At 45.5% G+C, this 12,404-nt stretch carries 9 protein-coding genes; all 9 read right to left on the minus strand.

Translation table 11 applies throughout. The features are described from left to right. Positions 1–31 precede the first annotated feature (31 nt). Positions 32–1,213: an ABC transporter substrate-binding protein gene (locus tag VC159_RS06970; RefSeq protein WP_323473138.1), complete on the minus strand. Its 1,182-nt coding sequence runs from the start codon at positions 1,211–1,213 to the stop codon at positions 32–34. A gap of 23 nt (positions 1,214–1,236) precedes the next feature. Continuing rightward, entirely contained in the window at positions 1,237–2,046 is an 810-nt protein-coding gene (locus tag VC159_RS06975) for an enoyl-CoA hydratase/isomerase family protein (protein ID WP_216156899.1), read from the minus strand. Between the two features lie 21 nt (positions 2,047–2,067). Continuing rightward, a complete protein-coding gene (locus VC159_RS06980) occupies positions 2,068–3,603 on the minus strand; it encodes an AMP-binding protein (RefSeq protein ID WP_323473139.1) in 1,536 nt (511 codons plus the stop codon). Further along, a complete protein-coding gene (locus VC159_RS06985; protein WP_216156904.1) occupies positions 3,596–4,090 on the minus strand; it encodes a (2Fe-2S)-binding protein in 495 nt (164 codons plus the stop codon). The genes VC159_RS06980 and VC159_RS06985 overlap by 8 nt, the downstream gene beginning before the upstream one ends. Further along, the gene (locus VC159_RS06990) at positions 4,087–4,926 is read right to left on the minus strand and encodes an FAD binding domain-containing protein (RefSeq protein WP_216156907.1); all 840 of its coding nucleotides are present in this window, start codon (positions 4,924–4,926) and stop codon (positions 4,087–4,089) included. Before VC159_RS06990 ends, VC159_RS06985 begins: the two co-directional genes overlap by 4 nt. Continuing rightward, entirely contained in the window at positions 4,923–7,907 is a 2,985-nt protein-coding gene (locus VC159_RS06995) for a xanthine dehydrogenase family protein molybdopterin-binding subunit (protein WP_323473140.1), read from the minus strand. The genes VC159_RS06990 and VC159_RS06995 overlap by 4 nt, the downstream gene beginning before the upstream one ends. Positions 7,908–8,033: 126 nt before the next feature. Continuing rightward, positions 8,034–8,894, minus strand: a complete 861-nt coding sequence (locus VC159_RS07000) for a helix-turn-helix transcriptional regulator (RefSeq protein ID WP_216156913.1) — start codon at positions 8,892–8,894, stop codon at positions 8,034–8,036. A gap of 111 nt (positions 8,895–9,005) precedes the next feature. Further along, a complete protein-coding gene (gene lpdA, locus VC159_RS07005; protein WP_323473141.1) occupies positions 9,006–10,784 on the minus strand; it encodes a dihydrolipoyl dehydrogenase in 1,779 nt (592 codons plus the stop codon). A gap of 9 nt (positions 10,785–10,793) precedes the next feature. Continuing rightward, on the minus strand, positions 10,794–12,398 hold the full coding sequence (gene aceF, locus VC159_RS07010) for a dihydrolipoyllysine-residue acetyltransferase (RefSeq protein WP_323473142.1): 1,605 nt from the start codon (positions 12,396–12,398) through the stop codon (positions 10,794–10,796). Positions 12,399–12,404: the final 6 nt, after the last annotated feature.

Consider the following 12,404-nt stretch of genomic DNA (forward strand, 5'->3'; position numbering starts at 1 on the left):
TAGGGTGGATGTGGAGTAATTTACTAATTAATTAAAAACGAGTACATGTATCAGGGCCAATTGCCTGATCAGAAGGTACTCTTCCAACAATATTGAACTCGCCGTTCTCTACTCGAACTGCAAACATATCTTGCATAGCCTGGTGATCGCCAGCGCGCATCTTCTTAGTGCCCTGAGGGGTTTGCCAGCTTAAATCATTCATGGCATTGCGAACTTTGTCTGTTTCTGTAGACTTCGCTTTCTCAACCGCGGCCTTATAAAAATACAAGAGGCCATAGGAATCAGCGCCATAGAGATCTGGAAGCTTGTTGTAAGCCTTTTGGAAATCTGCTACAAACTTTTTATTAGCCGGGTTATCTAATTTAGGGGAGTAACCTACACCCGTAACAAATCCATTTGCAGATTTTCCGATTGCGCCCATATTTTGAGAGGTGACGGTACCAGAGGCCCCAACAATTGTTACGCCTTTATTGACGCCATATTCATCCATTTGAGTGAATAAGCGCACTGTATCGTTACCAGCCACAGATGTGTAAATAACATTAGGCTTGGCAGCTCTTACTTGGCCAAAATATGGTGAATAATCTTTGTTGTCGAGCGGTGCAAAAACCTCGCCAACATCCTTAGCGCCTTTTTCTATAGATGCTCTCTTAAAAGCTGAGACCGTACTACGCCCCATCTCATAGTCAGGGCCAATAAAGAAAATATTAGCCTTAGGAATTTCTTTATCTACCCATGCTGCCAATGCAGCAGACTGCATACCAGCGCGAGCATTTACGCGAAATACGTTCGGCGAGCATTTATCGGCTGTAATTGAATCGGCGAATGAAACCGTTGTCGCTATTAGCTTATTGTTTCTCTCAGCCAGCTGGCCTACAGCCAAGGTTGAACCTGAATTAACCGTTCCAGTTAAAAAGTCTACCTTTTCTACCTGGAATAACTTCTCAGCCTTTTGGGTAGCAACCGCTGGGTTTGCCTCTTCATCCTCATAAATTAAATCGATTTTTCTTCCATTAATACCGCCTGCTGCATTAATTTCCTTTGCCGCTAGGTCTAAACCCATTTTTACTTGCTCACCAATTGGCGTGTAAGTGCCAGATAAAGGCGTTACCACACCAATCTTAATTGGGCCTGATTGTGCTAAAACAAACGAAGCACCAAAACTTAAAGCAACAGCTAGAGCGATTTTCTTTGTTTGAAATTTCTTTTTCACGATGTACGTCTCCTTTAAAAAAATTAACGACCGACAAAATTGGGTTGCCGCTTTCCATGGAATGCCTCAACCCCTTCTTTAAAATCTTCAGAATTACGCAAACGGCTATAACAGTGACCCTCAACTTCTATTGCTGTAGTTAATAAACAATCCTCCGTTTCATTAAGCATCTTTTTGGCAGTTCTTTGAGCCATTGGTGAGAATGCGCGCAGCTCATCCACTAACTTAGATACAGCACTAGCAAGCTCTGAGTCTGGAACGCATTCAGTTGCAACGCCCCATTCGTATGCTTGCTGACCCTTAATGCGTCGGGAGCGCATCACAATATCCTTAGTTCTGGTGATGCCCACCATTTTTTGCAATCGCGCTGATCCGCCTGAACCAGGAATTTGACCTAACTTTTGCTCTGGCAGGGCATACAAGGTTGATTCAGCGGCAATACGAAAATCGCACGCTAGAGAAATTTCAAAACCCACCCCAAAGCAATAGCCGTGATTTGCAGCAATGACAGGTTTAGTACAACGCGTAGGTGCTGCAATATTCCAAGCAAGCTTGGAGACGTGCTCTGGCGTTGCTTCCAAGAAGCCTTTAATATCTCCTCCGCTGGAAAAATGCTCACCTTCCGCTCTTAATACAATAATGCGGACACGATCGTCAGCATCCAAAGACTCAAATGCAGCTCTTAATTGATCACGCTGAGGCATTTGTATGACATTGAATGGAGGTCTCTTTAAAACAATGTCGGCCCTTTGATGGGCTTCATCAATTTCCACATAGAAACCATCAAGGTTATCGAGGATATTGCTAAAAGGGTGTTTCAAAATAGTAGTCATATGGTCTTCCTAGTAAAAAAATTAAGCTCTTTCGTATTCGCCGGCAACTAACATGCGTCGCAGCACTTTTCCTACTGGCGACTTGGGAATTTCTTTAACAAATACATACTCTCGAGGGCGTTTAAAGTTAATCAAATCGGATCCTCGGCAATATTCATCTAAGACATCAGAATCTACACTCCCCGAAGCTCTAATGAAGGCAACTACTTTTTGCCCAAGGCGATCATCTTTTAATCCTGCAACGGCCACTTCACTCACAGAAGGATGCAAAGACAAAATAGATTCAATTTCAACGGGAGAAATATTTTCTCCCCCAGAAATAATCATGTCATCGACCCTACCAGTAACAAATAAGTCACCAGACTCGTCAAAGTAGCCCGTATCTCCTGTGAAATACCATCCGTCACGAATAGACTTTTGATCAGCATCAGGTCGCTTCCAATAACCCTCAAATGCCTCATCACCCGAAAGATCGCAAATGATCTGCCCCTCTTCATGAGAAGCTGCTACTTGACTTGGTAATGTTTGCACGGAACCTTGATCCAGTTGCACCACTCTAATACGCGCATTGATACCCGCCTTTCCAGCGCAGCCTGGCTTTAATGCTGCATTCTGATTGATGGTGTATGTGTAAATCTCACTTGAACCATAGTGATTTACAAATAATTCAGGGGAGAAGGCTTCGTTTAACTTAAGCAATAAAGCGTCATGCATAGGAGCCCCAGCAAACCCAAGCTTCTTAACAGTCTTCACTCGATCCGAATTGAAATTTTGTGACTGAATCATGTCGTGATATAGCGTTGGCACCAAATAAAGGTGAGTTACAGCCTCACTCTCGATTGCCTCTATCGCTTTATTCACATCCCAACGTGGTACTGCAACATAGGTACCATTCACAATACATAAAGACAACAGCGTTCTTACGCCCATGGTGTGATAGAGCGGCATTACCCCTAAAGTCACCTCACCCATTGCATACTGATTTTGTGCAACGTGTGCAATTCCTGCCGCGCGTTCTGCTCGCTGCTTTCTTGGGACCCCTTTTGGTTTCCCTGTAGTGCCAGAAGTAAAAAGCATGACAGATATATCCTCAACATGACCGAATGCCTCAGGCTCGAATCCATCCTGAATTAACTGATCAAAATAGGAATACCCATCTAATGCAGCTTTCTCCATGCAAAGAATTACAGAGATAGAGTTACTTGTTTCGGATTCAAGGTAATTGTTGAGAGATATCTCCTCAACAAATGCTAATTTCACATCAGCATTTTGCGCACAATAATCAATTTCATCTGGCTTGGAACGCCAATTTAAAGGAACAATAGCTATGCCTGCCATCTGGCATGCCCAATGAATTGTTGCCGCCTCGTATCGATTTTGCAAAACAGTCAAAATACGATCGCCACGTTTTAGGCCTTGCTTGTAAAAAAACTGTTGAATAGCGCCAATATGAAGTGCCCACTCAGCATATGTATGGCGCCTGTCTCCATCTACAATCGCTAGTCTATTAGGCTCACGCTCAACAGCCTGCAAAAAAGTTCGACCTAAATCAAGCATGCTCTCCTCCATTTTTGTGCGCTCTGGATGCGGCAACCTCTAAAACTGCCTCGACAATTCCAACGTATCCAGTGCAGCGACATAAATTTCCCGATAAACCTTCTCGCACCTCTAGCTCAGTTGGATGGGGATTCTTTTTGAGAAAATCCTCTGCCGATAGTAAAAATCCAGAAGTACAAAATCCACACTGCAATGCATGATGTTTCTTAAACGCATTTTGCAAATCAGACATCTCCCCTGACTTTGCAAGGCCTTCTACAGTTTTTACTATGGCGCTATCAGCCTGACATGCAAAGATGAGACAAGAACGTACGATCTGCCCATCAACCTCAACCGTACATGCACCACATACGCCATGCTCACAACCTGCATGAGTACCTGTTGCTCCCAAATCATGGCGAATAAAATCTAGCAATGTTGTGCGTGATTCACAGGAACCTTCACGCTCCACCCCATTTAAATTCAGCTTTATCAAATGGCTCTTCATTTCATTTCTTCACTTTTAAAATCTATGGCTTGTTGACACGCGCGCATTCCAAGTGAGCGCATCAAATGTCTACGTAATCCTGCGGTGGCCGTGGGATCTTCTCTCACCTCAGTCTTGGCCGCTAAATCATCAATAAATTGATAGGCCCCATCCAATGAACTTGCAACGCATTTATAAACCCTCACAACATCATCAATGCCGCCAAATCCTATAGTCCAGCGATCATCTTCCTTAATAACTGCTACGGCAACTACTGCAAAGTCTCCGTGGCGATAACCATATTCAGCAAACCCAAAACCAGCATTTGGCCCACGAATAGGAAACTCGACAAACTCAATGAATTCCGTTGGCTGACGACTGGTTTGAAGGGCTCCCAGGAAAAAGTCTTTGGCATGAACTACTCGCTTCTTCTTTTTACTTACGAGAGAGACCGAACCCTCTAGCACTGACAATCCAAGGACCAGCTCGGCACTAGGATCAGCATGCGCAATCGATCCACATACAGTTCCACGATTTCGAATAGGGGCGTGAGCAATCCACGGAAACATCATGCTTAATAATGGCTGGGTTTTACCAAGATCACTCCAATGCTCTAATTCAGACTGCCTTACGCCCGCCCCAACCCGAAGCGCATGGCCCAATACACTGAAGGTTTTAAGCTCTTCAACCTTATTAATATCAATTAAGTGATCAGGACTAGCCACCCGCATTGCCAAGACAGGAATAAGGGTTTGCCCTCCGGCAATAATGCGGGCATCTTCGCCATACTTATCCAGCAACTCCAAAACATTTTCTTTAGAGCTGGCTTGGTGCATCACGAAAGGAGCAGATTTCATTTGCTTGCTCCTAATAAAGCAAATAGTCTGCCAATCAGAGCTTTAAATATGCCTTCTTGTTTTGCTCCAGCTTCTTTTGCAAGGGCTCTAAATAGCTGATCCAATACCAATCGAATGGCGCCCTCCAATAACCTACTTCCAATTGCCGCAAGCTTTCCCGATACTTGCGCTTGGTAGTCGTACTTCAGCACAGTCACACTGCCATCTTTTGTAAGGTCAACTTGTCCCATTCCGAGAGCCATACCTAGGGGGCCCCGACCCTCACCGCCTAGGGTGAAACTATTAGGGCTTTGTACATTCGTTAATTCAACCTTAGCCGCAAATCGGGCCTTTGCAATACCAATGCGCACAACTGCAATGCAGTCAAACTGAATACCATTTGCAATTGTTTTTTTATGAATAGACTCACAACCTGGTATGACATTCTTTAATCTTTCTGGATCAAGCAATACAGCAAAAATATCCTCAGGTAGCACTTGCAATCTAACCGCGCCCTGAGCTTTCAAAGGATAGTCGGTATTTATAGCCATTGATGAAGCTTGACTAAAAGGTTTATCAAGCTTCAACAAACCTTTCCCCACAAGAAGCGCATGAATTCGACTGGGGGTTGCAGGCAGAACAATTTCTTCAACATCTAAAGCATCTGCAATTGCATTTGCAATACAAACAGGGGTACTCATGCTATTACCCTCGCCAATGCCTTTGGCACCTAATGGCGTAAATGGGCTTGGAGATTCTTGATGATAAATTTTTGGAATACCAATATCACTCGAAGTCGGCAAACGATAGTCGGCAAAAGTACCTGAGAGAAAATTGCCATCACTACTATAAACAAACTCTTCAAAAAGGGCTGCGCCCACTGCTTGGGCATACGCGCCATATATCTGCCCATCCGCTAAGGCGGGGTTTAATATCCTGCCCGCATCATGCACGGTAATGTACTGGTCTATCTTTGCAGAACAGGTTTCGGTATCTATTTCTATGCCGCAAGCATCAAGAGCAAAACCGTATGCCGCAGAAGTATTAATTCGATCAGCCTCATCGGGAGCCTCTAAAACATCTGCGCTCCAAAACTGTGTTTCCTGTAGCGCAAGTATTGCTTCTATTCCGAGAGCCTCTTGAATTAATCCAGGTGACCAGTGAAAGTTTCCACAAACTCTGGAGAAAGGTATGCCATTGTCCTCAGAACCAATCACGGCTATATTGCCGTTTGAAAAAATTAATTGATTCGGCTTGACCTTAAGTAGGTGGGCAGCGTAATCCGCAATTCGAGCCTTTAACTTTTCAGCGGCCAAAAATACTGTTCCTGCTACTGCACCAGCAAAACGACTCGAATAATTTCCAGCGGCAATAGACCATGCATCCTTTGCGGTATCAAAATCGACATTGACTTGGATTTGGGATGGTAGGACTCCAAAAACATCCGCCAATAATTGACTAATAACCGTTTGATGGCCTTGTCCGGCAGGGGCTGAAGCAATATTTGCCGCAATATTTCCAGAGGGGTCTATGCTGACTGTCGCAGAGGTGATGGCGCCATTTTTAGGGCCTGCTTTTGCTCTTTGCTCTTTTGTAAGGACGGTAGTGATATAGCCCATATTGGACACTGAAGGCTCAACAATCGACGCAATACCAATTCCGTAGTGGCGCCCTTCTTTCCTTGCCTGATCTCTACGATCTAATAATTTTCTAAATTCTGGTGAGCTCTCTAGTGTTTTTAAGGCCTTTTGATAGTCACCTGAGTCTAGCAATGCACCTGCAGCCGCTCGGTAAGGGAACTGCTCTTTTTGAACATAATTTAATGCCGCGATTTCTTGATGCGTTTTACCTAAAGTTTTTGCGATTTTGTGAATTAAACGCTCAAGTGCGTAATAAACCTGAGGACCGCCAAACCCTCTAACCAATCCGGTTGGAGTTTTATTAATTAATACGGCACGATTGCGAATTTTTAAATTCTGGATTTGATAAGGGCCGGTAACACAACCATGCATCCTATAAAGTGTTGCCGGCTCAGGCGCCCTTAAATAAGCCCCACAATCTTCAATTTGATCGTAGTCTAATGCCAATATTTTTCCATCCCCATCCACAGCTGCACGTAAATGAGTATGGCGGGAGGTCGCAGAAGTGGCTGCTTGAAGATGCTCTAAGCGATCTTCTATAAATTTCACTGGGGCACCTGCCTTACGCGATGCCAAGCAAGACATGATGATGTATGGCAAGACGGATTGCTTAACTCCGAAGCTGCCACCTGAATCAGGGGCAACGTGATGACGCAACTTTGTTCCCGGCACCTTCAAAGCCGCAGCCATGACTACATGCAGTGAAAATGGCCCCATAAAATTTGACGTTACTTCATACGAAGAGTCTGCACCTCGCCATTGAGCAACAACTCCACCAGTTTCTATGGGTGTGCAGGAGTTGCGGGGATAACGAATATCAACCTCGACGATACTGGCAGCTTTATTAAATGCCCCCTCAGGGTCGCCGTATTGATGTGATCGATCTAAAACACAATTACTACCAATGTCTTGATGAAGAATAATCGATGTATCTGATAGTGCAATATCTACATCCACAACCGCAGGAAGTGGCTGAATGTTTAATTCAACCTTCTCAACCCCATCCTCTGCCAAAGCTCTTGATTCAGCAATGACTACTGCTATAGGCTCGCCCACATAGCGCACATACTCATTGGCCAGCACCCACTGACGCATTGGAGTTTTAACGGCAACGACCAATGGATTGGACCAGGCCTGAACATCATCGATTGTCAGGATTGCCCTGACCCCCTTTATCTGTAATGCTGGTTCTATATCTACAGAAATAATTTTTCCATGCGCAATAGGTGAACGAACCACTGCAGCATATAAGGTTCCAACTGGCAACGGAAGATCATCCAGATAGCGACCCCCACCCGTCAGAAGAGCAATATCTTCTACACGCTCACATGCCTTGCCTAAATAGTTTGAACTTGTTTTCAATGCAATCTTTTCAGCTAAATTAAGAATAATTAATGCTGAAAGAAGCTTAATGATCAGACTAAGAGGACACTTACCTTAAAGTCCGATTACTTACCCTAGAGTCCGATTATGTGTATCAGGAAAACCCTAAGAGTCTAGCTTGGGCGCCTTTTCTACCTGCTGACGATAGAGGCTTGGGGTGACCCCTTGATGCTGCTTAAAGAATCGGGTGAAATGGCTTTGAGCAGAAAAACCAAGCTCATCACCAATATGAATCAGACTCTCCCCTTTATCGGCGAGCGCATCAAATGCAAACTCCATTCTGAGTACATTTGCAAATACAACGGGTGAAAGTCCAGTGCAGCGCCTAAAGAGCTCAAAAAAGTGAGAGCGCGAAAGATCGACACTTTGAGCAACCATTGAAATATCACTAAACCCTTGAGGAGATGTGCGCATGATATGGATTGCTTTTCGTATTCTTGGATCCATAAATGCCAATGAATTGCCTGAATTACGCAAATCACCTTGGGTTAGAAGGTCGGCATCATCCATAAAACTCAGCACGAGCTCAAGCAAGATGGATTCAAGGTAGTCATGGGTAATCTGATCGGCCCACCAAAGTTCCATTGAGATCTTTTCCAATACCTGCTTTTGATGGTTACCTAACCCAGACAAGTTATTAATAAAGAAACGAGGATGGCTACTTGCTAAGAATTTTTTGCTAAACGATGCCAACCACTTTGGTTCCAGGTACAACGCAAGCAAAATGGGATTTTCACCATTCACTGGTAAATGAAGGTAGGAATGTTCTTCCCAGGCATTGATGAGAACTGCATTGTCATCTGTTAGGGGGCATAGCTGTCCCCTAACCTGAAAAGCAATATCTGGGCCCGCCACCTTGCATAAGATGTGGCAGTGATGATGCGCATGGGTGACTAAGGGCGCATCCATCTCAAGAAGCGCCACTCTACCAAAATCGCCGTGAAGAAGTCGTATTACTTTTGACATGCGTTAAATCATCTCATACACAGACCATAGTGATATGCATTTTTATATTGCACTGCAAAAGAAAAAGCCCTAACTTCTCAGGGCTTTTAATTGCTGGGGTCTATCTGAAATCTATTTTTTCTTTACAGGCGGCAAATCAGTGCAATGTCCGTGAGCTGCTTCAGCCGCAAGACCGACTGATTCACCAAGGGTTGGGTGTGGATGAATCGTTTTACCGATATCCACCGCATCAGCACCCATCTCAATAGCCAAACACACTTCACCGATTAAATCGCCAGCGTGTGTTCCCACAATGCCGCCACCAATAATGCGATGGGTAGTAGCATCAAAAATGAGTTTTGTGAAACCTTCATCACGTCCATTAGCGATCGCGCGTCCACTAGCTGCCCATGGGAACAAACCCTTCTCATAAGCGATGCCTTGAGCTTTACATTGCTCTTCTGTCAAACCAGCCCATGCCACTTCAGGATCGGTATAAGCAACCGATGGAATCTGCTTGGCATCGAAGTAGGATTTTTCGCCAGCAGCAGCTTCTGCAGCGACGTGACCTTCATGCACCGCCTTGTGAGCTAACATCGGCTGGCCAACCAAGTCGCCAATCGCAAAAATATTAGAGACATTGGTACGCATTTGTTTATCGACAGGAATAAAGCCGCGTTCATCTACCTGCACACCTGCTTTACCGGCATCAATCTTTTTGCCATTCGGAGTACGTCCTACTGCAACCAATACCAAGTCATAAGTTTGTGGTTCAGCTGGTGCATTCTCACCTTCAAAAGAAACTTGAATTCCGTCAGGCTTAACTTCTGCCTTAGCGGCACGTGTCTTGAGCATGATTTTCTCAAAACGTCCGGCATTGAACTTCTCCCAGACTTTTTCTAAATCACGGTCAGCACCGGCCATTAAGCCATCCATCATCTCAGCGATATCAATGCGTGAGCCTAGTGTGCTGTAAACAGTAGCCATCTCTAGACCAATAATGCCGCCACCAATGACAAGCATACGTTTAGGGATGCTCTTGAGCAACAAGGCGCCTGTGCTATCGACAATGCGTGGATCTTCTGGCAAGAATGGCAGCTTCACTGGCTGGCTACCAGCAGCAATAATCGCCTTCTGAAAGCGCACTACTTCTTTTTTGCCAGTGAGATCCTGGCCAGTGCCATCAGTTAACTCAACTTCGACATGATTTGCATCTAAGAACTTACCTAGGCCGCGAACTACTTTTACTTTACGAGCCTTTGCCATACCAGCAAGACCACCAGTCAATTTAGCAATAACGGACTCTTTGTAACCGCGCAATTGATCGATCTCAATCTTCGGTGCGCCAAAAGTGATGCCGTGCTTAGCCATGGTTTTGACTTCATCCATCACTGAGGTGGTATGCAGCAATGCTTTCGATGGAATGCATCCAACGTTCAAGCAAACCCCACCCAATGTGGGATAGCGCTCTACTAAAACGGTATTCATGCCCAAGTCGGCACTACGAAACGCTGCGCTATAACCACCAGGGCCAGCACCAAGTACTAACACTTCACACTCATGATCAACCTTACCGCTGTACTGCCCTGCTACCGGGGCAGGTGCAATGGCAGCAGGTGTGGCTGGTGTGGCAGGTTTTGCTGCTAGTGCCGGTTGAGGCGTAGGCGCTGCGCCACTAGCCTCAATCTCCGCAATCACAGAACCTTTGCTCACTTTATCTCCAAGCTTGACTGCAATACTAGTAACAGTTCCTGCAGCGTCGGCCGGGATTTCCATGGTTGCTTTATCGGACTCAAGAACTAATAGCGGCTGCTCTTTTTCAATCACGTCACCCACTTTAACCAGCACTTCTATGACCGGTACATCTGCATAGTCACCAATATCCGGCACAAGGATCATTTGCTTAGCCATAGATCCCCCTTACAGACTAGCGCGACGGAAGTCGGCCAAGAGCTGTGCAATGTACACATTGAAGCGGGTAGCTAAAGCACCATCAATCACGCGGTGATCTGCAGAGAGGGACAGTGGGCAAATGAGGCGTGGCACAAACTGCTTACCATCCCACACTGGCTTCATAGCTGCCTTGCTCACGCCCATAATCGCCACTTCAGGAGCATTCACGATTGGGGAGAAATACGTTCCTCCGATACCACCTAGTGATGAGATCGTGAAGCTAGCGCCTTGCATTTGATCTGGCTTTAACTTGCCATCACGAGCGAGTGCCGCCAAGTCAGAAGTTTCTTTCGCCAACTCAAAGATGCCTTTCTTATCGGCATCTTTAATGACCGGTACAACCAGTCCAGTTGGAGTATCTGCGGCAAATCCAATATTGAAGTATTTCTTCAAAATCAGATCATCGCCATCCAAAGAGCTATTGAACTCTGGATATTTTTTCAATGCAGCGACTGCAGCCTTCATTAAGAAAGCCAGCATCGTAATCTTGACGCCCTTCTTCTCATTCTCTTTATTGGTGAGAACGCGGAATGCCTCTAAATCAGTGATGTCAGCATCTTCGTGATAAGTCACGGCTGGGATCATCACCCAGTTACGGCCCAAATTGGCTGCAGTAAGTTTCTTAATACGATTGAGTGGTTGACGCTCGATCTCACCAAACTTTGTGAAATCAACCTTCGGCCAAGGAATCAGATTCAAACCACCTAAGCTGCCGCCACTAGAATCAGCAGCAGGACTACCCGCACCACCACTCATAGCCGCCTTCACAAATGCTTGGACGTCTTCTTGAGTAATGCGGCCTTTAGGGCCCGATCCTTTTACTTGTGTAATAGTGACACCAAGCTCACGTGCAAACTTACGCACAGATGGACTTGCATGGCTTACTGCGGCATCGACTGGCGGAGGAGTATTACTGATAGGAGGTGGTGCGGGTGCGCGCGCAATCGGAGGCTCTACCGCTTTAATTGCAGGCGCGGCTGGTGCAGCTGCAGGAGTAGACACAGGAGTCGATACGCCAGATGCCCCACCTTCCAAGATGACAACTACCGATCCTTCCGATAAGTTATCACCTACCTTTACCTTAACTTCTTTGACTATGCCTGAGTGTGAAGAAGGAACATCCATGGTGGCTTTATCAGACTCCAGCACAACGATGGATTGTTCTTTCTCAATCTTGTCACCGGCTTTAACCAAGACTTCGATCACTGGTACATCTTTATAGTCGCCGATATCCGGGACTTTGATTTCGATGGGGGATCCGCCGCTGGCAGCCGCTACTGGCGCAGGAGCGCTTGCCGCTGCTGTCGCTGGTGCAGGAGTTGTTGCTGCCGCGCCCTCTTCCAAGGTAATTACAAGGGATCCCTCAGAAAGGTTATCGCCTACTTTGACTTTGACTTCTTTCACAATGCCAGAATGTGATGAAGGAACATCCATGGTCGCTTTATCAGACTCCAGCACAACGATGGATTGTTCTTTCTCAATCTTGTCACCGGCTTTAACCAAGACTTCGATCACTGGCACATCTTTATAGTCTCCGATATCCGGGACTTTGATTTCAATTATTTGACTCATAGTATT

The sequence above is a fragment of the Polynucleobacter sp. JS-JIR-II-c23 genome (assembly GCF_035011225.1).
In the GTDB taxonomy this organism is placed as follows: Bacteria; Pseudomonadota; Gammaproteobacteria; order Burkholderiales; family Burkholderiaceae; genus Polynucleobacter.

Bases quoted from the DNA above. Each gene is read 5' to 3' on its own strand.
- lpdA (WP_323473141.1), bottom strand. From the start codon at position 10,784: ATGGCTAAGCAAATGATCCTTGTGCCGGATATTGGTGACTATGCAGAT.
- VC159_RS07000 (WP_216156913.1), bottom strand. From the start codon at position 8,894: ATGTCAAAAGTAATACGACTTCTTCACGGCGATTTTGGTAGAGTGGCG.
- VC159_RS06975 (WP_216156899.1), bottom strand. From the start codon at position 2,046: ATGACTACTATTTTGAAACACCCTTTTAGCAATATCCTCGATAACCTT.
- VC159_RS06985 (WP_216156904.1), bottom strand. From the start codon at position 4,090: ATGAAGAGCCATTTGATAAAGCTGAATTTAAATGGGGTGGAGCGTGAA.
- VC159_RS06990 (WP_216156907.1), bottom strand. From the start codon at position 4,926: ATGAAATCTGCTCCTTTCGTGATGCACCAAGCCAGCTCTAAAGAAAAT.
- VC159_RS06980 (WP_323473139.1), bottom strand. From the start codon at position 3,603: ATGCTTGATTTAGGTCGAACTTTTTTGCAGGCTGTTGAGCGTGAGCCT.
- aceF (WP_323473142.1), bottom strand. From the start codon at position 12,398: ATGAGTCAAATAATTGAAATCAAAGTCCCGGATATCGGAGACTATAAA.